The 23,374-nt window shown below is 57.9% G+C and carries 20 protein-coding genes and 3 pseudogenes; 15 read left to right on the top strand and 8 right to left on the bottom strand.

Annotated elements, in window-relative coordinates:
- Positions 1-193: 193 nt before the first annotated feature.
- From GWG67_RS13025 to GWG67_RS13005, 5 genes are all read right to left on the bottom strand, one after another.
- On the bottom strand, positions 194-376 hold the full coding sequence (locus tag GWG67_RS13025; RefSeq protein ID WP_247503627.1) for a hypothetical protein: 183 nt from the start codon (positions 374-376) through the stop codon (positions 194-196).
- A 41-nt stretch (positions 377-417) separates the two neighbouring features.
- Positions 418-681, bottom strand: a complete 264-nt coding sequence (locus GWG67_RS13020; protein WP_275169728.1) for a hypothetical protein — start codon at positions 679-681, stop codon at positions 418-420.
- 51 nt (positions 682-732) lie between these two features.
- The gene (locus tag GWG67_RS13015; protein ID WP_275169727.1) at positions 733-1,110 is read right to left on the bottom strand and encodes a hypothetical protein; all 378 of its coding nucleotides are present in this window, start codon (positions 1,108-1,110) and stop codon (positions 733-735) included.
- A gap of 433 nt (positions 1,111-1,543) precedes the next feature.
- On the bottom strand, positions 1,544-1,846 hold the full coding sequence (locus GWG67_RS13010; protein ID WP_275169726.1) for a hypothetical protein: 303 nt from the start codon (positions 1,844-1,846) through the stop codon (positions 1,544-1,546).
- 410 nt (positions 1,847-2,256) lie between these two features.
- The gene (locus GWG67_RS13005) at positions 2,257-2,586 is read right to left on the bottom strand and encodes a PilZ domain-containing protein (RefSeq protein WP_275169725.1); all 330 of its coding nucleotides are present in this window, start codon (positions 2,584-2,586) and stop codon (positions 2,257-2,259) included.
- A gap of 881 nt (positions 2,587-3,467) precedes the next feature.
- Between GWG67_RS13005 and GWG67_RS13000 the strand changes: the two are divergent.
- Positions 3,468-3,892, top strand: a pseudogene (locus GWG67_RS13000) (hypothetical protein).
- A gap of 123 nt (positions 3,893-4,015) precedes the next feature.
- Here GWG67_RS13000 and GWG67_RS12995 read toward each other — a convergent pair.
- Positions 4,016-4,150 carry a hypothetical protein gene (locus GWG67_RS12995; RefSeq protein ID WP_275169723.1) on the bottom strand — a complete coding sequence of 45 codons (135 nt, stop codon included), beginning with the start codon at positions 4,148-4,150 and terminating at the stop codon, positions 4,016-4,018.
- Between the two features lie 184 nt (positions 4,151-4,334).
- Here GWG67_RS12995 and GWG67_RS38945 point away from each other — a divergent pair, with 184 nt between their 5' ends.
- The 3 genes from GWG67_RS38945 (at position 4,335) to GWG67_RS12980 (ending at position 6,731) form a co-directional block, all read left to right on the top strand.
- Positions 4,335-5,069, top strand: coding sequence for a hypothetical protein (locus GWG67_RS38945; RefSeq protein ID WP_342761034.1), 735 nt, complete (start codon positions 4,335-4,337; stop codon positions 5,067-5,069).
- Positions 5,070-5,638: 569 nt separating this feature from the next.
- On the top strand, positions 5,639-6,256 hold the full coding sequence (locus GWG67_RS12985; RefSeq protein WP_275169722.1) for an NYN domain-containing protein: 618 nt from the start codon (positions 5,639-5,641) through the stop codon (positions 6,254-6,256).
- A 142-nt stretch (positions 6,257-6,398) separates the two neighbouring features.
- Positions 6,399-6,731, top strand: a complete 333-nt coding sequence (locus GWG67_RS12980) for a hypothetical protein (protein WP_275169721.1) — start codon at positions 6,399-6,401, stop codon at positions 6,729-6,731.
- Positions 6,732-6,998: 267 nt separating this feature from the next.
- Here the strand turns inward: GWG67_RS12980 and GWG67_RS12975 are convergent, their stop codons facing one another.
- The gene (locus GWG67_RS12975; protein WP_342761033.1) at positions 6,999-7,136 is read right to left on the bottom strand and encodes a hypothetical protein; all 138 of its coding nucleotides are present in this window, start codon (positions 7,134-7,136) and stop codon (positions 6,999-7,001) included.
- Between the two features lie 258 nt (positions 7,137-7,394).
- On the opposite strand from GWG67_RS12975, the gene GWG67_RS12970 reads away from it, so the two are divergent.
- The 9 genes and pseudogenes from GWG67_RS12970 (at position 7,395) to GWG67_RS12925 (ending at position 20,375) form a co-directional block, all read left to right on the top strand.
- Positions 7,395-7,631: a PilZ domain-containing protein gene (locus GWG67_RS12970; protein WP_275169719.1), complete on the top strand. Its 237-nt coding sequence runs from the start codon at positions 7,395-7,397 to the stop codon at positions 7,629-7,631.
- A gap of 1,433 nt (positions 7,632-9,064) precedes the next feature.
- Positions 9,065-9,320: pseudogene (locus GWG67_RS12965) on the top strand (hypothetical protein); the annotation flags it as partial.
- Between the two features lie 598 nt (positions 9,321-9,918).
- Entirely contained in the window at positions 9,919-10,158 is a 240-nt protein-coding gene (locus tag GWG67_RS12960; protein WP_275169718.1) for a hypothetical protein, read from the top strand.
- 328 nt (positions 10,159-10,486) lie between these two features.
- On the top strand, positions 10,487-11,200 hold the full coding sequence (locus GWG67_RS12955; protein ID WP_275169717.1) for an FkbM family methyltransferase: 714 nt from the start codon (positions 10,487-10,489) through the stop codon (positions 11,198-11,200).
- Positions 11,201-12,020: 820 nt separating this feature from the next.
- Entirely contained in the window at positions 12,021-12,491 is a 471-nt protein-coding gene (locus tag GWG67_RS12950; RefSeq protein WP_275169716.1) for a hypothetical protein, read from the top strand.
- A gap of 405 nt (positions 12,492-12,896) precedes the next feature.
- Positions 12,897-14,408: a tetratricopeptide repeat protein gene (locus GWG67_RS12945; protein WP_275169715.1), complete on the top strand. Its 1,512-nt coding sequence runs from the start codon at positions 12,897-12,899 to the stop codon at positions 14,406-14,408.
- Positions 14,409-14,709: 301 nt separating this feature from the next.
- Complete coding sequence (locus GWG67_RS12940) at positions 14,710-15,405, top strand: GDSL-type esterase/lipase family protein (protein WP_275169714.1); 696 nt, start codon at positions 14,710-14,712, stop codon at positions 15,403-15,405.
- A gap of 953 nt (positions 15,406-16,358) precedes the next feature.
- Complete coding sequence (locus GWG67_RS12930) at positions 16,359-16,574, top strand: hypothetical protein (protein WP_275169713.1); 216 nt, start codon at positions 16,359-16,361, stop codon at positions 16,572-16,574.
- 3,036 nt (positions 16,575-19,610) lie between these two features.
- On the top strand, positions 19,611-20,375 hold the full coding sequence (locus GWG67_RS12925; protein WP_275169712.1) for an outer membrane protein: 765 nt from the start codon (positions 19,611-19,613) through the stop codon (positions 20,373-20,375).
- A gap of 209 nt (positions 20,376-20,584) precedes the next feature.
- Here the strand turns inward: GWG67_RS12925 and GWG67_RS12920 are convergent, their stop codons facing one another.
- Positions 20,585-22,360, bottom strand: coding sequence for an adenylate/guanylate cyclase domain-containing protein (locus GWG67_RS12920; protein WP_275169711.1), 1,776 nt, complete (start codon positions 22,358-22,360; stop codon positions 20,585-20,587).
- Between the two features lie 309 nt (positions 22,361-22,669).
- On the opposite strand from GWG67_RS12920, the gene GWG67_RS12915 reads away from it, so the two are divergent.
- Positions 22,670-22,792, top strand: coding sequence for a hypothetical protein (locus tag GWG67_RS12915; protein ID WP_275169710.1), 123 nt, complete (start codon positions 22,670-22,672; stop codon positions 22,790-22,792).
- Between the two features lie 468 nt (positions 22,793-23,260).
- A pseudogene (locus GWG67_RS12910) lies at positions 23,261-23,374 on the top strand (dodecin domain-containing protein); the annotation flags it as partial.

Below are 23,374 nucleotides of genomic sequence, written 5' to 3'. Positions count from 1 at the left end.
GGCGCTCGTCCGCCACCCGCTCGGGCTCTGTGCACTGCGTAGCGTTCCAGTTGCGTAGAGAGCGTCAGGGCCGGCGCATCAAGCCGGTCGTCCTTAGCGAATCGCCGAACCATCCATCGCTCACAGCCGACTTTTGCAACGAAATCGGCCAGAAGCTGACGTTGAGGCGCAACACCGTCCAGTTTGTAGGACCTCAGATGAGGTGGAAGGTGATTGCGATTAAGAAGAACACGACCAGTCCGATGCCAACCATCTTGAAGATGTAGGCATCCTCGACATCCCGCCCAAGCCATTCGAAATCTGGCCCCCACAGGACGGTTGCGACAAACCCTAGAACGAACGTAGTGATCACCAGCATCGCGTAAATGGTGCCCATTAATGAGCTTTCATTCGCCTGCGCGATTTTGCGGGATCATATCAACGACGGTCCGTCGCGGCGATGACACCAAATACGCCGATAAACAACCCGGCAAAAATCGAAACGAGTAATACCAAACAGTCCGCTGTGACGGCAGTAAATTGCGAACCTAGAACGCGACCTAATAGAAGCATCAGCAGCAGAAAAAATCCCAAGCAGAGCACCGGCAAAGCGCACGCCGCCGCGCCGCGAGCCGCTGAGTAGCGCTGGCCACCCGAAAGTCCTGCAACAAGTTCCAGGACCACGAGACGATACGTGGGCACTCAGGGCTCCTACGATCAAGCAGGCAGTGAGGAAGTACATCAGGCATTGCCTCAGGCATTGCCTCGCGCTGAAAAACGCGAAGAGGCGTTTACCCAAAGTCCGATGTTGATGGCGATCTGGAGGGTGGCCATTATGAGGAATGCGCTGACGACTGCCGACAGAGACCGCCCATCAACGGCATATTGCTTGTAAAGGTTCTGACTGGAAAAGGCCATCAGGCCAACGCTATACGCTGCATATGCCACGGAAAATGCGCGCCAGAATTTGCGCGGCAAAAAGTCAATCTCAAATGCCATAAGTACAAGACCGGCCGCCGATAGCGCGCTCATCATCAGGTGGATGAGTCCTGTCGAAGTGTAAGGTTCTGAGTCCGCAAAACTCCAACCCGTGAGCACGACAATTAGCAGTGCAAAGAGCTTCCAACCCACGCCGACTTCTCCCGCCTTTCCCGCGACCTTGGGTAGAAGTAGCGGGTGAATTTCTCGCTTACGTGTTTGGTTTAGCTTTGGTTGCGGCGATTGCGTAAAAGCTTCAGATCCGATGAACCGGGCACGAAGTGAGCGCTAATTTGAGTCTGCTTTGGGTCAGAAGCGGTCCTCGACCGGCTGCGTGCCGCAGGTCAGCAAAGGGCCAGAACCGGACCTTCGTTGCTGGCTTTCTCGCGGATCACAAGTAACGCACAGTATGCCGTATCGCTATCTCGACCTATCAAGCATCCTGCCGTCGTTCGATGCCCGGAAAGCAACATAGCACGGACGATATGGCAGGCGGCCTGCGCGGCTGCACTTGGGGAGTGATCCATAGGCCGAGCTGAACGATCTCTCGTTCATCCACCATACATCCGACACGGCACAATACTTGCTACACTGCGGGGAGGCCGATTAGTGCGTGCGGAGTTGTTCCCAGATGGGACGAAAGCCGGCGAGCCTTCTTCAGATCGGTCGCCAGTTTTATCTTCTCTCTCAAAACGAGGATTTCGGAATATTCCTTTTGGATCTCTGGGTGGATGCGAAGTGCTTCAAGCTGCTGGGCGGTCAGTTTGAGAATCGCGGCAATATGCGTACTCTGGATGTGGTGCATGGCAATCAAATCCGCTGTTGAAAAACGGAACGGAAACGATACCGCGAACTGCGGTGCGGCGTCGCCGGAATAAACAGCCAACATTACTGTCGTTTGATGCAGCGCCTTCCTTTCTAGCGGAGCTTCCTAATCAATTCGCGGAGGTCTGCGGCATAATCTTCGATGATGCGCCCTCCGGGCCTCGTCGCTCTCGCGGGGTTGCCCTTTCTGGCTTGTCCGGCGGCTTATCAATCATGGCGTCACACCATCCGTCCGGCGGCAGACAGCTTTGATCTGGATCAATTTTTCGCTCCAGGGTGAGCGCGATGCATTGGAGTCCGCAATGGGTCAGAATGCGAAAAACTCAACGTGAGCAAATCTGGTCCGTCATGCCTCGGTGAGCGGGCCTCGTGGAGGGGCGCGACTTTGCCGATTGGCCAACACCCAAAACGGCCGCCCTATCGGATCGCTTCTCAGCGCACGCGAGAATTATGTCGAAACATGAGCTAAGGAGCTCAGAGCGGCAGCACATGATTGGTAGTCAAGCCGCACCACGTTGTGGTGTTGCTGCAATCATTCGCCAATTTCGGCGAGCTGCGGCGCAGGACGAAGCACACGCCGCAAAGTGTCCGCTTCCTCCACATGACGCGGCAGGTGAAGGTTTCGGAATGTTCGTCGAACGATAGCGCAAATTCGCTGGCGAATATGTAGTACGGCGTGGAGATGCAGGCTCCCAGGGTGCTGATGTCGCGCACCACGCACGGATGGGTCCCACTCAATCCACCAAACGACAGCCGCGCCGCCCGGTTGATCGGTATCCGCTCCATCGCCCGACGTTCGACCATGGCGAGATTCTCCAAATGAGGAGGTAACTTCCAATCGAGCGATCGCAGCGATCGCGATTGCACCTCTACGTCTTCCGATCCCGCCGAGCCCGGAAAACGGCAATATCTGCACGTTGATCTGCACGGCCTAGGCTAACAAGCAGTATTATTGTCTTATTAAAATTAAACCAGACCGCGTGGTTAATCCGCCGACGTTGGTGCCCGCCTTACAAGCAAATGAAACCGCTCAAGGACAGGTCTTTTTCCGCGAAAGTGAAGTATTTCACAGCACTTTCACAAACCTGAGCTACTATTAGTTGAACTTAATGGATCATTGTATGTCTCGGCCTGACGACGGTGGTTTTTAAATAGTCATAATAAGGGGTGTTGATGAGTAGGCGTGGTCAGGGGCACAACCGCATGACGGTTCTGCACGAACGCGTTTGGTTTCTAAGATCTCAGCTGACAGAGCTTCAGAACCTTCGCAGCCGGGTTGAGCAAGCCGAGGAACGAAAAGTCGGCAAACGTTCAAAAGTCACAGGTGTCTCGGCGATGCGTCGCCGATTGCGGCGACAGCGGCGTTTTGTTTTCTAGCCGCAAACCGTGGCGACGAACGTGCCGTAGGCTCGCAGCCACGAAAAGCCTTCATCAGAGATCGCTCTGGCCGAAAAAAGCGCCCGCGTTGACTTGTTCGGCTTTGGGTCAAAAGCGGCGGTCGCGGCAAGTGCAGCTCGGCGTCGGTTTACCTTTGTCAGCGGACATCACGCCGCTGAAGCGCTCTTCGGGTTAAGTCATGAACGGACCCCCCCTTCTCGCTCGGAGAGTCGTAGTCGGACCTCCATTCGGAGAGGTCGCTGTTCTATCCGCGGTTGGTCGGCGGCTAGACCCGTCGGGCGCAACAAATGTTCTTGTTTAGACGCGGTAGCATCGGCAGTAGTGTGCGTTTGCGCGCCCTGCGTGCGCTCTATCAAAGCTTCATCAAGCAAAATGGCCCGGAAGCGCGTGCGCAACGTCTTCTGCGCGATTGGTTATCTCCACAGCAGCGTGCGCAATATGATGCCGAGGTTTTTTCGAAGACACCGGCTCTCACACCGGCCGACGATATCGAATTCATCAGGGCACCATGAGCAATGTTTTGCAGCTTGATGAAGAAAAGCAGCCTAAGATCGGCTGGTGTTTCGTTCCCGAACGGGCTCTGCTAGCTGGCGACGTGATGCTCGCCCAGAAGATCGCGCTCGAAACCGACGAAGCCGCGGTGCTCGCGCTTGCCCACCGGTTTTCTCCGAGACTGCCCTCTCTGCCCCGAGTAGCGCGGCGCGCTTACTAGGCCTCTCATGGGCGGGGCCACCGCTTGCGACAGCGGCAGCCCCTAGCGGCGGAGGCGGCGTTTACCTCCGCGGCTACAGGTAGCCTCAACCCGGCGATCGCTTTGTGCAATGTGATCTACCTGTTAGGCCTTACCCGGCGGCTTCTCAAGCTGCTCCTCGACGAACATCAGGATAAGACGTCGCGCGTCCTTGTCTGTGATCTTCTGGAAGGCTGTGATCAGGCGCAGCATCTGCAGATCTTCAACTGCATTGGTCATGGCAAAGACCTCATCAGAAAAACGGAACGCTGAAATACGTGAAATTATGCAGCCGTTTTTCCCGGAAAGGAACATGGAATTTGGTTGAAAGTTAAACCTCCGCTGGCTCGCTGGCGGAGCGGCCCCGGCCACCCTCAAGAGCCGGGGCCGTGTCTCCGCCCGGTCGATTGTATGGAGTAACCGTATGCGTACTTCGCCCGCGATCGTGCCGGCCGATCGCCTCGACCCGACATCTACCTTGTGCTCGAAGACTTCGGCGCGCGTGCCGGCTGCGCATGACGAGACGGACAAAGCGGACACCGATCTCGAAGCCGTGCTGCAAGGCCTCCTCTCCGGCCAGTACGCCTATCAAGTCCGGATCGTCTGCTTCAACGCGATAGAGGGATGGTCGCGCGACGCCACCTCCGACGTCGCCGACGCGCTGGCCCGGCGCACGGTCGACAACGACGAGGAGCCTGCCCGCCCTCGAGGGTTTCATCAGCGCCAACGCGAGCAGGCGCTTGGACATACAGCTCACGCTGCCGCTGAAGGGCGCCGCAGCGTGATGTTCCGGGAGGGCAAGGCAGAAGGCCCTGCGCCGGAAAGCGAGCGCCACTTCATCCGCTGCCCGATCTGCGACAAGGCCAGCAAGACTACCCACCGTCGGCGGGGATCTGGAAAAGACCGAGTGCACGCCCCGCCTGACCCCGGCATCCGAGCTGCGAGGCTGCTTATTGTTGGAACGCCATGCCGATCTAGCGAAACGCCGCATCCGCATTTCGCAGCGTGTTCGTGTTGCGAGTGCTTGGACCTACAGAGCGTCACATTCCCGGATGAACTCGCGCGTACCGCTGCCGAACCTCCAACTTCTCGCGCCACTCCGTTGCGCCTCAGGAGCGTATGGCGTCAATCGCGTGGGCGATCAGGATTGCAGCGCTGACTGCGATGATGATGACTAGCAGCCAAGTGATCAAGTTCGTCTCCATCCCCGCCGTGGAGTGAACGCGCTCAACCGCGCACAGTCAAAAACAACCCGCCGAAAAGCTTAACCTCGGCGCTGGGCTGAGGATTCGAGGCAACTCTTGCGTCCGGATTCGGTCCTATCGGCGAATGGGCCCGCCATCCAAGTTGTGTTGCCGTGATCCTCAAAGCGCAATTCGGGCGTCGGATTACTACCGGCTTGCAGCGAGTTTGCGGCTTCTAGATGCTTGCAACGTATTTATCTGGCTGGAGGCATACTCACCGGTAGCATCCTTAGTGTTCAATGCCTTCTTGTACTCGGCGACGTCCTTTTGGACAGGAGACGTTACAGATCCGACAGACCAACTTTCGGCTAACGTCGGAGTTTCGAGCCCTGGTACCATTTGAAAATAGTTGAAGCTTAAAGCATCCGTCTGTACTCTAGGATGTTCGCTAGCGATCTATCTAGAATGCGACCGACATATTCGTGTCGCGGTCCGCCAATCTTTCCAGCTCAATCTACGCTGTTTCACGGAAAGCGTGAACTGAATGTCACCTTCCTCTACCGACAAGATCGCGCTCTTTATCGATGGAGCCAATCTCTACGCGACGGCGAAAACTCTGGGCTTCGACATCGATTACAAGCGCCTGCTGAAGGAGTTTCAGAGCCGCGGGACGCTGCTTCGGGCGTTCTACTACACCGCGATCATCGAGGATCAGGAGTACTCCTCGATCCGCCCGCTGATCGACTGGCTCGACTACAACGGCTACACCGTGGTCACCAAGGCGACCAAGGAGTTCATCGACGCCTCCGGCCGCCGCAAGGTCAAGGGCAACATGGACATCGAGCTCGCCGTGAACGCGATGGAGCTCGCCGAGCACATCGATCAGATGGTGCTGTTCTCGGGTGACGGCGACTTCCGCTCCCTGGTCGAAGCCGTTCAGCGCCGCGGCGTGCGGGTCACCGTGATTTCCACAATCGCAAGCCAGCCGCCGATGATCGCCGACGAGCTGCGCCGCCAGGCCGACGTCTTCACCGACCTCGTCGAGCTGCAGTCCAAGCTCGGCCGCGACCCGTCCGAACGCTCCGCCCTGCGCGATCGCGATGCGCGTGGACACATGCCAAAATTCTTGCAGGAACCGAAGGGAAACGACCCACAAGACTAGACCCTGAAGGCGGCGCCCGCATTCCACCAGTGCGGATGGGCCGTTAGCATTTGTCACTTGAGATATTGGCGACTGCTCGATGTCGCTTGCATGAAACGGGCGGCATCCGGCATCATGTTTTTGCTGGCGAAGCGAACCTGCTGTGGCTCTGAAGAACCCCGACGCCATTGCCGTCATCGTGACCGCCCTCCGGCTTTCTCACGGCGACGAAGCTGCACGAGCCATGCTGGTCGGCGGCATGAGCCTGGCCGCGCTGATAGAGACGATGTTCTCCGCACCGATCGGGCGACGCGATGCCGTTCACAACATCACACGCGCGTTGGACGACTTCGCAATTTCGCCGGAGCTCGGTCCGGTCTGGCACCTTCGCTACGTTTACGAAAGTCATGGGTCGTTTCGCGTCGTCGATATGGAGATTGCGACGCCAACCGGCACACTGTCCAGTAAAGACGTCTGGCTTCGTCTGCCGGTCTAGCTACCTCGCCACCTCTGCAATGTGACCAGTACTGTCCACGATTAGCGAGCGCGCGGTGCCTTCCTTGACGGCCTTGTAGGTCTTTATCTTTCCGGCTGGTAGTTCCTGGATATGCGAATAGCCGGCGGCGCGAAGCTTAGATCATCTCCTCCGACGTCAGGCTGAGCGCGGACGAGGATCCCCAAACCAGTGCGAGGCAGCCGTGACGAAAGATCGCAGCACTTGCCCTCGCTTGCGCGCTCGCCGCCACCGGGTTGGCCCGCTAGCCTAATTGGCCTCAGACCCGAAAAACGCCTCCAGCCCCGTGTCTATCGCCGCGATGTCTCGCTCTATCTGGGCAATCGCCAACCTGCAATCAAAGCTCTCCCAGGCTTTCAGGTCGACCGCCAGGCGCTGGCGGTGCATCCTTAGATCCTCAAGCGACTGGCGGTCTCTCAGTCTCGCGTAACTCCCACAACCTAAGGACCTCATTTTAGCTAATTTTCAGATTAAATTCTATTTAAAAAGCGGATTTAATGTAACAGTCCAATTTAATGTGGTATTTATTTAAGCCACGCCGGGTTGGATCGGCTACAGAGATTCTAACGAACTCTTTTGAAGCAGCAGGTGCGACGACAATCGACGTGCGCTCTGCGGGGCGAACCCTTTTCTCGGAGAAAAGCTATGGAGCAGAACAGTTCTCATTCGACACGCAACCCAAAGTCCGGCTCAATCAGCTTCGGCCGTTCAAAAGCAAATTGCTTGATCCGCAGCATCTCTGTATACGGTGCCGCCCTTGATATTGCAGGAAATGAAAAGATTCCCGACGAATTCGCGCTGACTGTCATTCCGGACGGTGACCCACGTCGCTGTTCAGTCGTCTGGCGTAAAGAAAAACGTATCGCCGTCGCATTCTATTGATACGCCGCCAACTCATGCGGATGCAGGATTCAGCAGCGGCAAGCCGCCTCAATTTGCAACCTCGAGCGCTCGTTAGCCAACGCGTATTTTGCCAAGGGCAAGGCGCCGCCAGCCTACGTATGCGCGATTACGGACTCGCGGCCCGACGCGTCGTTGTCCGGTAAGACGCGCCGGGCCTGACCATTCCCTGCTTTCCCCGTAAGGTTTGGCTGACCCAGCATAGAGCGATTCTACAAGCGACTTATACGTCTTCGTCTCTGTGCACCGCTCCTCTCGGTTCGGAGCAAAAGTCCCATGTCTCGGGCCACACGTTAACGGACGCAATATACCTTCCAAGCTCGGTTGCGATTTCACCCGCGGTCGAGCCAAACGTTGGTTTGCGGTTTCGCACGCGCCAAGCTCCGGGTTCGCAGGGGAGATTAGCAAAATCGTTCCGCTCTTGGAACGAAATGCCCACTGCATGGACTTCTGTTCTGCCGAATTTGTATTTGCAAACGAGACGAAGCTAGGCCAGAATTTTCCTCACCGGGGCTGGTTGCATATTTCACTTGGTCCTTTGAACCCGGCTTCATTTGACCACGCGAGGGCCGCGGCGATTTAACCTCCCGCTGCGGCCTTCGCCATATGGCGGCAAGCGTGAACCGGTGGGTCTCCGAAGATGGCCGTTCGACAAAGCGCCTGGTCAGTTTTGCTTCCCATGCATACAGGCGATCACGAACTGCCGCTTTGCGCGACCTTGTCCCTTTCCCTTCCGCCCGCACTCGAATAACCACGTTCGGTAGCGAGCCGCTGGCGCTTTCCAATTTCTGAGGGTTGCGAGGCGTGCCCTGCTGAGCCTGTACAGCGCCTCCGACCAAAGCCAGAGCAATGGAAGCAAATAAATTCGGCCTAATCATTCTGCGCGCTCTCTACCTGCAGTTGATCAAATCACTAATAGTGGCCCTGCCTCGGCAATCGCTCTCAATGTTTGCCCGGCGGCTTCATTTTCGCTCGTCGGCTCAGGGGACACCTGGCAGGTCGGCGGAGCCTCAAGCGACTTTTCCCCTACCTACGACGCGCAGTAGCTCGCGCGCGCCTCGACCTACTAGGAATCGATAATTTGTGAGGTACTTACGATGCCGCTTTGATGGCGGCATGCACGCTCGCCGTCGATACACAAAAATGGGCCGGTCACTATCCGCCCCGCAGCCCCGCTGAATGGCTGGCTGACGGCCATGTGACCTGCAGCATCCAGTGCCTGAACGGCCGCTGCGATCGCAGGGTCGACGTGCGGCTCGACACACTCCCGCAAGATCAGCCTTGGTCGCGCGTCGGCTTGCGCATGGTCTGCTCAGCATGCGGCGCCGCAGGATCTGTGCATATCGTCCCGAACTGGCATGACAGTCGCGGGCAAGTCAGGCCAAGCATGGGCGCTTGAGGTTTTGATTCCAGCGATGAAGCACGTTACCGAACGCCCTTTTGCCGATCCACAAGCCGCAGCCCGCAAGCTGCTCGAGCTCGCCGGGCATAGAGCCAGTCCAGGACGGCCGTATCCACATCGAGAAGATCAACTACCCTTTCCTCTCCACGCTCAAGGGAAGCGGCGCGGAGTTCGGCGCCGGCGTCAGGTGCGCTGTCGAAAAGGGCTAGCTCGAGCTGCATGAGAGCGGCACCTATGTGCGGCTGCTGACGCCCGGGCAGGACCTCTTAGCGTTAGGAGCCGGCCCAGGCACAGTCTGCTTGAGTCCGCGCTGGCTCGCGCCCAATGGAGCCGGCGGAGCGGCCCCGGCCCATCCTTCCAGCCCCACTGAAGCCGGGGCCGTCTCTGAGCCGGGCGGCCTTGCCTTACTCCTCAAGGGCGGAGCTCGGAGAGGGTCCGCCCGAGCCCCTATCAAGCGCAACAGCGTCCTCCCTCTAGGACCGCTCGGTATGCTCACAAACTTAAATCACGCGACGGCTTGAATGGTCTGTGCACTTCAGTCATGGGGATTAGGCCGCCCACTGAGGCGGCCTTACTCTTTGGTCTCGGTCTAAGTCTGCGCGCCGCATTGGCACTTGAACATTCGCACGATTTTACCGTTTTGCGGGTTTAGCATCTTCAACACGGAGCCGGGCTTCCTGCCACACTCGCCGCAGGGCCTCACCGGGCTAGGGTCAAAGCTCGAAAGCACTTCGTTCTTAAAATCGCGGTCCACTACTATCACCAAACCATTGAGCGAGTCTAAGTGCCATATTGTACACTTGTTCCAACGGTTTCCAACGATGACCCCAGACGAATACTCTCAAACGGGCGGAGCGATACTGGAAGGTGCTGGAAACGGCCAAGAACGCCTTCACGCGCCACCATCTTGAAACGATGGAACGGAGCTACCGGACCTTGGCTCAGCGGACGCTGCGCAAATCGGGGCGCCTCGCGGAGGCCTTGGACAGGCTGGAAGGCCGCCAGCCCGAACCGGCGGGCCTGAGATTGTTGCGCGGAAGCATCAAGCTCCGACGGTTGCTTAAAAAATCTATTCCTTCATGGGGTGGCACGCTCTTTGCCAATTGAACCTCCCAGAGCATGGAGGCGTGCATCGATGGGACAGCGACAGCGTATCTTACGACGCCCGAAGCCCAGTTTGACACATATCGCCCGCGAGCTAGTGAAATTGCTGGACGAGATCGAGGAGCTCGATGAGCTGAGAGAAAGGGTCCGGCTCGCAGAGGCCAGTCGGGTCTTGCATTAGGGCTCTCGCCGCTTCCGGAAAGGGATCACCCGTCCCCCGCTCGGCGAGCTCCGTTCGCGGTCGCGGTTGCTCCACCGGGGTCGCGGTGGCAGGATGCGCTCTCTTGTTGCGACAAGCTGTGGCTCAGTCGAAACATGGAGGGCGCGCCGGATGCTTGCCCCGAACGAGCCGTTAGGATGGCTCCTGCGGTTGCCATTGCAGATCGTCTCGCCAACCGCTGTGGCGCGAATCCTGATGGGACCGAACCGTGGCCTGAAATGGGTTGTCGGGGCTGGTAATCATAGTTGCTGGCTCGGCACATACGAACGCGTCATCGCAAAATCGATCGCTGCACGGGTGAAACCGGGAATGACGGTATTCGACGTCGGTGCGCACGCAGGATACTACACGCTGATGCTCTCTCGGCTTGTTGGGCATCAAGGCCGGGTGTTTGCCTTCGAAGCTAATCCGGAAAATGCAAAGAAGCTTCGCCGGCACCTGCACATCAACCGCGTCAAAAACGTCGATCTGATCGAAGCCGCCGTCTCCGACCAAAGCGGGATGGCCTTCTTCGAGATCAATGCGCACCTCGGGAAATACGGCTACATGGGGACGCTCGCCGAAACGGGAATCCCTGTTCAGACCGTTGTGCTGGACGACTTTCCTGTCCCGGATCTAATCAAAATGGATATAGAAGGAGCCGAAACACGCGCGTTCGTTGGAGCCTCCCGTCTGCTCTCAGAGCAGAGAACGGCGATCTTCCTCGCACTGCATGATCAAACTCTCGCAGAAGCGCCCGCCATTCTCAAACGCCACAACTTCCTGCTGCAGCCAATCGCGGAGCGAGAGATGTGGGCCATGCCCGCGAGAGCTCCAGATAAATAGTTGCGCTGCGGAAGGGCGCTCCTGGGGTCCGCCGATGCTCTTGTTCATCCTTGGTGGATGGGATTTTGGGTCGCGGGCGGCTTTAAGCGGGCGGCTCGAACCCCACTAATGCTAATGCAGCCCTTTTTCGGGCGCCCTGGCGCGACTTATCGCTCGCCGCCACCCGTAAATTTCCCAATATCGCTCGCATCGAGCTCATTCGATCATTTCGGAATGAGATCGTCTAAGCCAAAGGAATGGACTGAGGCTGAGCGAAGGCGGCTTGCGTGGCTCGCGCGTCGCCGTGTCGTGTCGGAGATAGCGGCGCTACTCGGTCGGCATGCCGGCTCCGTGAGGAGAATGGCACGCGCAATGGGCCTTATTCTGAAAAAATAAACTTGCCAACCTTCTAGCCTCATCCCTCGCACTAGCTCTCCGGTCCATTAGCTCCTGAGCTGCGGCGGGTCCCAAGGTCGAAGCCGCTAATCCACCGTTTTACAACCTGGGAAAACTGCCCCTGGGGAAGACGACAGCATTTCCGAATCACCTGGACGTGCTCGCCACGTTGGACCGTTGCGGAGTGCGGGCGTGAGCCAGTTCTTGTCCGTATTGCTGTTAGCACTGGCTCCGACGTTGACCGTCTGCTTCGGCGTTGCGGCATGGCGCCAGTCCTCGGGCAAAGACACCGACATCACTGCCACTATTCCGCATCAGGAAAACGGTTGGCGAGCGAGGCCGAGCAACTGACGTCTTAGCTGGCGTCCGTATTTTTACCGATTCAGCGAACGTCGCATTGATCTCTCCCCCTAGTTGCGCTTGGATAGCGCCAACGGGGGCGAGAATGCGTTGGATTGCGATCGCCGGGCTATGCCTGGCGCTGGGCGGCTGCGGCACGAAATATCAAGAAATGGGATTTTCAGGCGGCGTCGCCGCGCAGCAGATGACTGCGGACACATGGCGCATTCAGTCGCGAGGCAATGCCTATACGAACTCGGCCACCGTGCAGGACTACGTTCTGTTGAAGGCCGCGGAAACTACTCAAGCCGCCGGCGGCACGCACTTCCAGATTATCAGCGCAGCCGACGCAAGTCGGGCCTCGACAATCGTGACTCCCGGGACGAGCAACACTACGTTTGTGGGCAATCAAGCTTTCACGACCACCTCGCCGGGCAGCGTCGACACAGTGATCAAGCCGGGACAGGACGTCTATGTACGCGTGCTGAAGCTGACTCCTGGTCCGCCGCCTCAAGGCGTCTATTCTGCCCAGGAAATTATCCAGTTCGTCGGCTCTCGGGTCGAGCGCCCAAATTGATGTCGAAGCAACGATGCGCAAAACATTCTGCGCGACCCTATTCAGCGCGTCTGCATTCGCGGCTTGTGGTGACAATGGTGGTCCGGGCTATCGCAATCAGACTGGGAAGTGCGTGGGCTGGGAGGCGCTCGCACGTCAATGTGGGAACGCACCCCAACTGCCAGCTCCCATCTCTACGCCTTAGCCGCGAATTTCTGGAGTCCGATAAGAGCCCTTAGCGGACTCCAGGAGAGCAACGCCCTACCCCTGCCGGAGTCGGCTTTTGGGCCCGAAGCGGACGTCCATTCCAACATCACCGCAACAACTTGTAAGGGCCGTGAACCTAGTCAGCAACCTTGACCAACGCAAAGCCACAAAACTCTGCTAGGTTCGACCGTCCGGGCGTGTGGCCCGTGCGGGGAGGCAATGGTGACAGACTCTGAAGTCTCCAGCGACCGACCGAATAAACCAGCATCCGATGGTGACCCACTCAACAAAACGCCATCTGACGACGAACCTCCGGACCAATCGGCATCGACTCGCAACTTCAAGGGTCGCTTCCGGGTGCGAATGCAAATGATCGGCGGGGCGCTCGCTTCGATTGCGGCTATCGGTGCGATCGCGGGTGGCCTCGTCGGCTATTGGACTGTGTGGAAGACGCTCCGCACCGACGTGTTTCCGGACAAGCAACAGACGCAGAGGGAGGCCACTGCCCGGCCCGACATTGCTCCCCGCTTGTCACTTGTCATTCTGCCGTTCGCAAACGTCAGCAATGATCTGGAGCAGGACTATTTCGCCGATGGCATCACGACCGACCTGACGACCGACCTCGCGCAAATGCCCGGCGCGTTCGTTATCGGACGCGGAACGGCGTTTACATACAAGAACAAGCAGATCGACTTCAGGACGCTCGGCAAGGACCTTGGCATCCGCTGGGCGGTCCAGGGCGCGGTGCGGCGCAACGGCGATCAGGTTCGGGTCAACGTATCACTTACGGATATCGCGAGCGGTCGGGACGTCTGGTCCGATCGTTTCGACGGCGACCGTACGAACCTCGCCGCCTTACAGGACCAGATCACAGCGCGGCTCGCTCGCTCGCTTAACATTGAACTGATCCAAGCCGAAAGCCGTCGCAGCGAAGTGGACCGTTCGAGAAATCCCGACGCCACGGATTTCACGATGCGCGGCTGGGCAAAACTCTATGGGCCGCAGTCGAAGATCCAAAACGGTCAGGCAATGGACCTATTCGATAACGCGCTACGCCTCGATCCGGACAACGTTGAAGCCATTATTGGCAAAGCGCGGTGTCTGGCGGCTGGTGTGAACAATCGATGGTCTTCGTCCGTTGTTGAAGACAAAAAGCAAGCGATCTACCTCATCGACAGAGTTCTGTCCAAAACCCCGGCAAGCGCGAGTGCTCATACGACCAAGGGAACCATTCTTCTATTTGGACGTCCTGAGGAGGCATTGGCTGAATACGATGCGGCGCTTGAAATTGATCCAAATAATCCAGCTGCCTACGCTGCTAAAGCAATTGCACTCGTCGCCTCCGGGCGCGCGCGTGAAGCCTTCTCGCCGGTCCAGTTGGCTCTCCGTCTCAGTCCCAGAGATCCTTTTGCTTTCCAATGGCACTTCTGGCTCTGCCATGCACACTTGCACTTGCATCAATATGGAGAAGCCATCGAGGAATGCGGGCGCTCGGTCAATCTGAACAACTCGCACATGTACGCTTATGTAGATCTGACATCGGCTTATGGAGCCACGGGGCAATTGGAACAGGCAAAGCGGAGCTTGACTGAATTGAACAAGCTGCGGCCAAACTTCACGGTCCACTGGTACCGTGATCTTGTTTACTCAATGTCAACGAACCCGCTGTTTCGTCGAGAGATCGACGACATTCTCGATGGGCTGAGGAAGGGAGGGGTTCGGGAGCAATAAGAAGCAGGGCTATTCGCTTGCTGACGTCGGCCTCTTACATCTCGAATGTCACTGATTGGCCCTTAGCCGAAGGTCAATTGAGCGCGTGTCATGTCGGCTGTCAGGGGCAAACCGGACGTCGATCCCACTTGGCGTCCACCGCTGGTTTTGACCCAAAGCGGCCCATCAGGTGAGTCGCTTGTCTTACTTAATTTCAACCGTTTCTTTGGCGTCCTCCGTCCGTCGGGGGTACAAGACCAGAGCCGCTGGTCGCATTTAGAACTGAACGTGCAGACGCTTGCTCACCGACTAGGAGAGCACGATGGACTCGCAATCGGAAGGCCTCCGCGCTATGGTCTCTCGCCCTGCCATGATTGTTTCCACGGCAGTTTTCTTAGTGTTGTCTTGCCTGGCGAGCCAGAACTGTCGTGCCGAAGACAAGGCGGTCAGAATTGTCGTGCTTGGGGATTCTCACACTGCCGGTAGCGGTATCGCTGTTGGCTACCGCTTTACGGACCAACTTGAATTTGCATTGAGCGCCAAGGGAAAAGCAGTTGTAATTTTCAATGCCGGTGTTGTTCATGATACAGCTGCAAACGGCCTTGCCAGATTGGATCGAGCGGTCCCGGACGGGACCGATGCGGTAATTTTGCAGCTGGGCGGAACTGATATGTTGAGAGGCACCGATCCAAACGTCACTCGCGCAGCGCTCGCGGCGATTCTGCAAAACCTCCAATCCCGGCGAATTGTCGTCCTCCTTTGCGGAGCGCGACCTCACACCAACTTCGGGCATGAATACGAGAAAGCCTTTGCTGCGATGTTCGCCGGACTTGCCGGCGAGTACAATGTGCTGCTCTACGAAGCTTTTGACGACGCCTTTGTCGACGATCCTCAGCTTAAGGCTCTGGGCGGCCTGCATCCCAATCCGACTGGGCTCAAAGAGGTCGTCACGCGCATACTGCCCAAAGTCGAGGCTCTCATAGACCGCGTGAGCCTCGGAGACCCGTTGATGCTCTAGTGCAGCTTCATTTCCGCTTCTGGGCCCTTAGCGGACATACTCATCAGCTGGTTCTGACATCCGATAACCGTCCTTAGCGGACACCAGGATTCCCGCACCGTGTGCTCACCCTGAGAGAGTGGACGAGGGCCGGGAAGCCACTCACTTTCAGCGAGATGCGCGAGACGGGTTTGCGCGACGTCCTGGTCTACTGCCTTGCGGCCACAACGTTGCACTCAGCGCCGATCGTTGGTTGGACGATGTTCGCCTGTCTGATATCGAGCCGCGTTTGGTATGCGCCGGATGCGGCAACCGAGGGGCTCAGGTCAGACCGGATTTTAGCACCGGCAAGCCGCCGCAGTTTGCGAGATCGAGCGCTCGTTAGAGGAACGAACGCGCAGAGGAAAAATTGGAGGTTTTGCTAGCTCTCTTCTTCCAGCTGGCGGAGCGGCCCCGGCATCAACCCTCAGGCCCCCACGCCGGGGTCGTCTCTCAGTGCGCCAGCTTCCGCTGAATTGCCACAATGTCCCGGTGCGTTCCGACCCCCACCCTTTCATCTGCCAAATGGCATAGGCGACCGCTAAATCAAACTGGCGCCGAGGCGGTACTGCAAAAAGCCGGCCTCAGATGTTGATCCCTGAGGCCGGAAGTTCTACGCGTCCGCTCCGAGACATCGCCCGGAGCTGGAGGCGAACGCACCCAGATTGCCGATTGTTCCCGATCCTCATGGACCTTAGAGCCGGCGCACTGATGCATGTTAAGCCTTCTGCCGATTGTGAAATTGATCATATTGCGAGCCAGAGATGCTGCGGTACGATCATCGCACCGGGGCTGGCCGCATATTTCACCTAGTCGTTTTTCACCCGGAATTTTTGACCGCGCGGGCCGCAGCAGCAGTCCTCCTGCTGCGGCCTTCGTGTTCACGGCTCTTAGTACCAATGACTTCGGCGTCCTGTGCCATTGGAGAAGGTATTATGTCCAAAGAGAAAAATTGCCTGATCGTTCGTGCTGCGGGAAGACAACTGGACCTGTTACGCGGCGAAGCCTCCCGCATCGCTAAAGGCAGCAACGTCGATTGGTGGATCGATCAGGCGGAGGTCGGCACTCGCTTCTGCTTCGAGGATACAAAAGCAAAAGAGGCATTCGTTCTCGTTTGTGACAACTTCAGTATTCCCTGCCAAGACGCCTAGCCCAAAGCCGACTTTGCAAGCCCCCCGGCAGTGCGCCAGCAAGCGGCCTCAATTATTTTGCCAAGCGCATGGCGCCGCCAGCCTGCGTAATGCGCGATTACGCACTCGCGGCCCGACGCGTCCTTGTCCGGTAAGACGCGCCGGGCCTAACCATTCCCTGCTTTCCCCGTAAGGTTTGGCTGAGCCAGCATAGAGCGATTCTACAAGCGACTTATCCGTGTCTGTGCAATCCCCAGAACGCAATTAGCGGGAGGGCCATGGCCCCGACCCCAGCAACATGAGAACGGTTTCCAGCATGACGAATCAAGCTCCGGCTCGTGTGCAGGATAGCCGGGACGAAATTCGCCTGATAGCCGCTCTGATGGTGGAGACGGGCCGCTGAGCATCTAGAATTTCTCTGACGATCTTTAGCCTCTTCATCGTCGGCAAAAAAAGAAGCCGCCGGCGGAAAGGCGCAATTGAGGGCACCTTTCTTATCTCTCTTAATGCCTAGTTGCGAGGAGTCTTGTCTTCTCGGTTGAGCAGGCCAAGCCGTCGCTCCAGCTCTTGCTTTTTGGCCACGAGCCTCACGGCAAGAACGTCATTTACGACCGCGTGGAGTTGCCACAGCTCTTCAACCGACATGCTCTCAAACGGCTTCCGTTCCATGAATCCCCCGACTCACGTGTTCCCACAGCTTGGGCTTACAAGCGGGAGCCGGCAACTCTTTGTCGGTTGAGCGCGGAAGGTTATCTACTGTGACGGCGTGTGCGCGATTTTTCGGAAGCTCGCCGACACGACCTCGACAGGTAGCGTCGCAACTCAGCTTGCATTAATCGGTGTCGCAACACGCCCAATTCGGCAATCTGATGTTCTAGAAATGCGAAACGTTGATGCAAGGCGATAGCGGCATACGGGATACGATCAGAAATACTCATCACGACCTCAAAATAATAAAGACCGCAAAAACATCTCGACAATCTGAGCAGTACGCCAGAAGACCGACACAATTGCAAGGCGAAGCCATTTCGCATTTGCACACAGCTGGCAAAGAAGTGGGCCGCGAGTTGAGGCTTTGGAGGAACGGAAAGGCGCGCGGGCATTTGAATTCGCACTAGCTCGCCCAAGCTGGCGGAGCGGCCCTCGGCCTGATCCCCAAAGGACCCTCCAAGCCGGGGCCGTGTCTCCTTCGATGAAGGAGTGTCTAGCTTTGCTCGATGTTTCGTGCGGCCAATTCCTGGTCCAGCTCCTTCAAGCGAACGAGTAGATTTTCAACGATCTCCATGCAGTCAGAATGCCTCAACGAGTGCACGCCACGCGCAGCCAGCTCGCGCTCCAATATTGCAGCCACTATGCTTTGGATGCTCACTAATCCCCCAGCAGGAAAACATTTGCGCCGCCAGATACGGCTCAACAAAGAATTGGGTTCACTCAGGGGAAAGGCCGCAGCGTGGTTCCAGCCCCACTGCGGCCATCCCGGGCAACTGCAAATAGCTTGGTACTCAAATCTCGCCGGTGTTCCGACAGTAGAACACCCCGTTCCGAAAATGGACTCCGTACAACTACCGGTGGCGCCTCGTCACTTCAGAGCGAACATGGCACGGCTGGCTTTCCAGCCCCCAATGCTCCCGGCAGCCGATCCAATTGCGGATTAGAGCGCCGGGAGTGCTAGGCCCACCAGCGTGAACCGGCGAAAGAGCCGCCCACTGATGGCCGCTCGTATCGTTTCTCGAGTCCACGCAGGACTGCCAAGGTGCGCTGGGCCTGCCGCGGGCAACGCCTCAGAGAGTGACGCTGGTTTAAGTTTTTACGCCAGCCCGAATCATGCACTTAGTGCGTGAGCTTTGAAGGACTGCCATGAGCGAGGCTTCACATGGGAAGGCCTGCTGTAGTTCGGACCCTAACGGTCACAATCGACGGTGTTGCGCATCACGGGACATATTTTGTCCAGAACTCCATCGTGTACCTGCAATCGGCGCTTGGAAGTAAGGCAACCCACGTGGGAGGGGTGCCGCCAGAAATGACGGCCAAGCTGCTCCTGTCTGAACTCGTTCGCACCCGCGCTGGGGCAACGCACTAAGATCAGAACCAGCTGCGGTTATTTTGGAAGCACGCCTGTTTGGTGCGGTCCCAGATGAAATCCCCGCCGCCGCAGGGTGGACGGGGGCGAGAGGTCGCCGGGCATTCGTTCCGAACCTTGGCTCCCGTGCCCCAGCCGTCGACGACACATGCGCCACCGCTTGTCCTATGACAGCCCTCGCCACAGCCACCCGCGGCGTGTGCCCCACTAGCAGCAGCAGCGAGAACCGTGGTCGCGAGGAGCATTCCTTGTAAGATTTTTATCACTGCCAGACTCCTGAAAGCGACTGATCCCGAGCGAGAAGGACGAGATAATAGCTCCTGCCGTGCCTCTTAGCTACGATCAGCGCGGCGCGAAGTCCTCGGCGCCGCACCGAACCGCTCGAGGGCTGCGCTCCCCAGTTCGAAGCTGTTGATCCAGCAAATTTCTACAACCTCTGAAAAGCGACTAGGTCAGCACAGCTGCATTTTCGAATCATTTATTGTCTCCGTACTGGAGTAACGTTCTGTTCCGGAGGCGCGTGTGAGCCACTTTGTCTCGGTCTGCTCTTGCTGGCCAACTTGATGCTAATGCTATGTTTCGGCTTGGCGGCGTGGCGCGTTTCGGATGAGGGTGGCGCTGGTAACGCCACAGGAACGGCGCGTGGCTGGGTGCAAACCTCGGCTAACTGACGTATCCGCCTACCCCTTCGCGCGTATTTTCTCGCAACGGCGTCCTTGAGGCGAGCTTATTCATCTAGCTTCATCCTTGACGATGACTGTCAGGCAAGCTGGTGGGCCTGCGCCGTCCAGCTCCGGGCGATATAGTCGATCAGTCAATAACATTGACGCAACCGGAGCGCGCGTATTGCCGAAATTTCCCGAGTGTGGCGGGCTGGGCACGTCGCATGCCGGTCGGATCAGCTAGATTCGAGCCGGGAATGCCGGACACCAGAAAAGAACCGGTGTCGTTCGGGTGAAACGTGGATGGAGCGAAATATGAAGAAGTTGATGTTAAGCGGCATGGCCTTGCTGGCAGTAAGCATGGCGGCCCCCGCCTCAGCGGCTGATCTGGCTGCTAAACCTTACGTCAAGGCCCCGCCCCCGGTGGTCGCGCCGATCTATGATTGGACCGGATTCTACATCGGCGCAAACGGCGGTTGGGGGCAAAGCCACGGTTGTGTGGATTTCGTGACGCCCGCAGGGACAGTCGCAGGTGGTTGCGCGGATCGCTCCGGGGGTCTTGTGGGCGGCCAGATTGGGTATCGCTGGCAAACCAATCAATTTGTGCTCGGCCTGGAAGCGCAAGGAGATTGGGCCGAGATCAAGAACACGCGCGTCAGTCTGATCGATCCATTAATTTCGACCACAGGCAAAATTGACGCAATCGGTCTCTTCACGGCACAACTCGGTTGGGCGTGGAACGCCTCGCTGTTCTACGTGAAGGGCGGCGCCGCCGTGACCCGCAACCGATTCGATATATTCAACAACGTCACCGGGGTCGGCCTGGCATCGGCTGGCCACACCCGGTGGGGCGGGGCCCTTGGTGTTGGCTGGGAGTACGGCTTCACGCCCAATTGGTCGTTCGGTATCGAATACGACCATCTCTGGATGGGGCGTGACAACGCCGGCTTCGCAGGCGTAGTCACTCCCGGAGGGCTTGTCCTCACCGGCGGTGGGATCAGTCAGGATGTGGACATGGTCACGCTTCGGTTGAATTACCGTTTCGGTGGATACGGCGCCCCGGTCGCGGCCAGATACTGATCGCCCCCACCTTGGCAAACCAAAGCCCCGGCATGCCGGGGCTTTTTTGTTGTGTCTGAGTTGGGTCGCAAGCGGCGGTGGACTCAAAAGCGGGACCGGCGTCCGGTTTGCCTCTGACAGCCGACGTGACAGGTGTTCAACCGCTCTTCGGCTTAGGGCCAAAAAGCCACTTGTTCTGCTCGGAGGAGATGATAGCCCCCCGACGTGAGTCATTCCGGCAGTCCCGCCTTGCGGATGCCCTCGATCGTCAAACGGTTATGCCGGTGCCACTGGGCGCCACGTTTCAACCATTCCGAAACTCGAAAATTCGGTTCGATCGCCAATAGGTGGGCAACCGCCTGCTTCACTTCGGCCTCACATTCCAGATGAGCCAAGGCCGATGCAAGGCAGCGATAGGTCGTCGCATAGGTCTGGTTTTGACGAGCGGCTTTCCTCGCAACAGCGACCGCATCGTCGAAGCGCCGAAGCTCGATCAACGCAATTCCCATGGGCGCAAGCGCCAGGAAAAGCATAGGGTCGAGCGGATTCAAGCGAACCGTCTTTTCAAAACTTCGAACGGCCTCCGCGGCCTTTCCCCCAAACAGGTAGGCATACCCTCGCATGTTCCATGCAAGAGCCGAATTCGGATTGAGAACGACCGCACGGTCCACCATTTCCGCCGCAGTGGGAAAGTCCTCTGTCAGATAAGAGGTCACAAAACCGACGCTGGCCAGGAAGTCGGGATCATGTTCGTCGATACTGAGCGCCAACGAAAAAAGCCGTGTCGTTTCCGCCATCTCGCGGTTCAAGTCATTGGCCCAACCCTGCGCTATTCTGAGCGCGTGGCAGCTACCCGCCAGATGGGCGGCAAACCCATAGTTGGGGTCGATCTCCAATGCGCGTTCGCTCAGCCGGAGCGCTTCGGCGAGCCCTTCATGGGTCATTGAGTGGAAATGTGGCTGCGCGCGGAGGCAGAGGTCGTACGCACTGAGGTTGGCTGGTCGACGCCGCGCCGCCAGCTCGATCTCGGCCTTCTGTACGGTCGGCTCAATAGCGGAGACTACGCCTTCGGTGATCATGTCCTGCAGAGCGAAGACGTCGTCTAGTCTACCCTCGAAACGATCCGCCCAGAGGTGTGCACCCGTCGTCGCATCGATCAACTGGCCTGTGATGCGAAGCGTCCCCGCCCCCTTGCGCACACTACCCTCGACGACGTAACGGACCCCAAGTTCACGCCCCAGCTGTTTGATATCGACAGCTTTGCCCTTGTAGGTGAAACTCGAGTTGCGGGCGATCACGAAAAGCGACTCGAAGCGGGAGAGTGCGGTAATGATCTCCTCGACTATGCCATCGGCAAAATATTCCTGTTCTGGATCTCCAGACATATTCTGGAACGGCAACACAGCGATCGAGGGTTTATCGGGCAGGTCAGGCCTTAGCGGGGTCTCAGCGTGCTTGGATATCGACGAAAGCTTGTCGTCGATCAGGAGCCGCCAAGTGAGCATCGGCTCGGCAATGTTCTTCAGCGACTGCAGGCCCATTTCGTCGAACGCCAGCCCGGCTTTGCCGCGAATTTGGCGTTGCGCGTCATCTGAGACGCAGATGCCCCCCGGTTCGGCAATCCCTTCGAGACGGGCCGCGATATTGACGCCGTCGCCGAAAATGTCGTTCTCGTCGATGATGATGTCGCCAACGTGAATGCCGATACGAAATTCGATCCGCTTGTGCTGCGGCACACTGATGTTTTGCGCCGCCATGGCTCGCTGAATTTCAGCGGCCCCCCTCGCGGCGTCAACCAAGCTTGCGAATTCGACCAACATGCCATCGCCCGTGGTTTTTACCATCCGTCCGCGATGGGCGGTGATAGTTGGATCAATAAGGTTCTTCCTGAGCGATTTAATCTGGGTCAGCGTGCCTTCCTCATCTGAACCCATCAAGCGACTGTACCCGGCGACGTCCGCCGCCAGAATAGCCGCAAGTCGACGCTGCAGGTGCTCCTTTGTCACGTAGGAACCTCAGACGAGTTCAGCTCCGCAGATCAAAGCATGCCGCACCTTCTTCGGCTAGGCTCAACGTCCGAACTGGGTCAAAAGCTGCGGCAGACGCCAAGTTAGATCGGCGTCCGGTTTGCCCTACGGCCGACATGACGCGCGCTCATGGAGCTCCAGCTATCAGCTCTATTTGGCAGGCCGTTGACATCTGCAACCGCGGCCGCGCCCCGCGGCCCGAACGAAGAAACCCGCTTAGGATGGTCGCGGCATGTCGCGTTAGCAAACCCTTAATTTTCGAACATTCCTCGAGAGGAGGAAGTCATCATGCATTTTTGTATGACAGGGCAATACACACCAAAATCTCTCAACAGCATCATGGAAAATCCCAAGACCAATCGGTACGAAGCGGCCAAGAACCTCATCGAAGCCGCCGGAGCCGATCCATGACCGCTTGTGACCCTGGCTGGTGAAAACACTGCGCCCGGGATACGCCAGTAGACATCTCATGACAGTGTCTCATCTGTCGTCGCGCTGTTTGCATGCAATCCGCCGCGCCACGAGGACAACCATTAGGCGAAGCGCTCTTTTGGGTCACTTAAACGCTTGCTGAAGTTTGCATCCGCGCCAAACCGGTGCTTTTGGCCCGTTGCAGACCTCCACCATTGCATCAGAGCCAAGCTTCAGTCTCCTTCGATCCAAATTCCTGTCCGGCGAACTGGCTCAGCCAGCTCAGATCGGCTCAGGAACGCTCGTTGCCGACTTTTGCGCCGGTCTTGGCGGTACCGTGCGTATCGAAACGCAGTCCGTTTTTTCGTGCCTCCGCCTGAATGACGTCAGTCCGGACACGTCGCATTTTTTCGTACTGCGGCAAGATGGCCGGCACCTCGACCGGATCTCGTCCCGGCGGCTGCCAATGCGGTCGAGCAAGCCGCTAAATCCCTCCGGGATCTTCGCATTGCAGAGGTGGTCAAGCTCGATATGCAACTGGACGACAAGGGAAAAGTCGAGGCCTATCGCACCAAGCTCAAC

Origin of the sequence: Bradyrhizobium sp. CSS354 (assembly GCF_029051725.1) — a bacterium.
GTDB lineage: Bacteria > Pseudomonadota > Alphaproteobacteria > Rhizobiales > Xanthobacteraceae > Bradyrhizobium.
This window is presented reverse-complemented; position numbering and strand designations above follow the sequence as displayed.

Bases quoted from the DNA above. Each gene is read 5' to 3' on its own strand.
- GWG67_RS13025 (WP_247503627.1), bottom strand. From the start codon at position 376: ATGGGCACCATTTACGCGATGCTGGTGATCACTACGTTCGTTCTAGGG.
- GWG67_RS13010 (WP_275169726.1), bottom strand. From the start codon at position 1,846: ATGTTGGCTGTTTATTCCGGCGACGCCGCACCGCAGTTCGCGGTATCG.
- GWG67_RS13005 (WP_275169725.1), bottom strand. From the start codon at position 2,586: ATGGTCGAACGTCGGGCGATGGAGCGGATACCGATCAACCGGGCGGCG.
- GWG67_RS12995 (WP_275169723.1), bottom strand. From the start codon at position 4,150: ATGACCAATGCAGTTGAAGATCTGCAGATGCTGCGCCTGATCACAGCC.
- GWG67_RS38945 (WP_342761034.1), top strand. From the start codon at position 4,335: ATGCGTACTTCGCCCGCGATCGTGCCGGCCGATCGCCTCGACCCGACA.
- GWG67_RS12985 (WP_275169722.1), top strand. From the start codon at position 5,639: ATGTCACCTTCCTCTACCGACAAGATCGCGCTCTTTATCGATGGAGCC.
- GWG67_RS12975 (WP_342761033.1), bottom strand. From the start codon at position 7,136: ATGCACCGCCAGCGCCTGGCGGTCGACCTGAAAGCCTGGGAGAGCTTT.
- GWG67_RS12970 (WP_275169719.1), top strand. From the start codon at position 7,395: ATGGAGCAGAACAGTTCTCATTCGACACGCAACCCAAAGTCCGGCTCA.
- GWG67_RS12955 (WP_275169717.1), top strand. From the start codon at position 10,487: ATGCTTGCCCCGAACGAGCCGTTAGGATGGCTCCTGCGGTTGCCATTG.
- GWG67_RS12950 (WP_275169716.1), top strand. From the start codon at position 12,021: ATGCGTTGGATTGCGATCGCCGGGCTATGCCTGGCGCTGGGCGGCTGC.
- GWG67_RS12945 (WP_275169715.1), top strand. From the start codon at position 12,897: ATGGTGACAGACTCTGAAGTCTCCAGCGACCGACCGAATAAACCAGCA.
- GWG67_RS12940 (WP_275169714.1), top strand. From the start codon at position 14,710: ATGGACTCGCAATCGGAAGGCCTCCGCGCTATGGTCTCTCGCCCTGCC.
- GWG67_RS12930 (WP_275169713.1), top strand. From the start codon at position 16,359: ATGTCCAAAGAGAAAAATTGCCTGATCGTTCGTGCTGCGGGAAGACAA.
- GWG67_RS12925 (WP_275169712.1), top strand. From the start codon at position 19,611: ATGAAGAAGTTGATGTTAAGCGGCATGGCCTTGCTGGCAGTAAGCATG.
- GWG67_RS12915 (WP_275169710.1), top strand. From the start codon at position 22,670: ATGCATTTTTGTATGACAGGGCAATACACACCAAAATCTCTCAACAGC.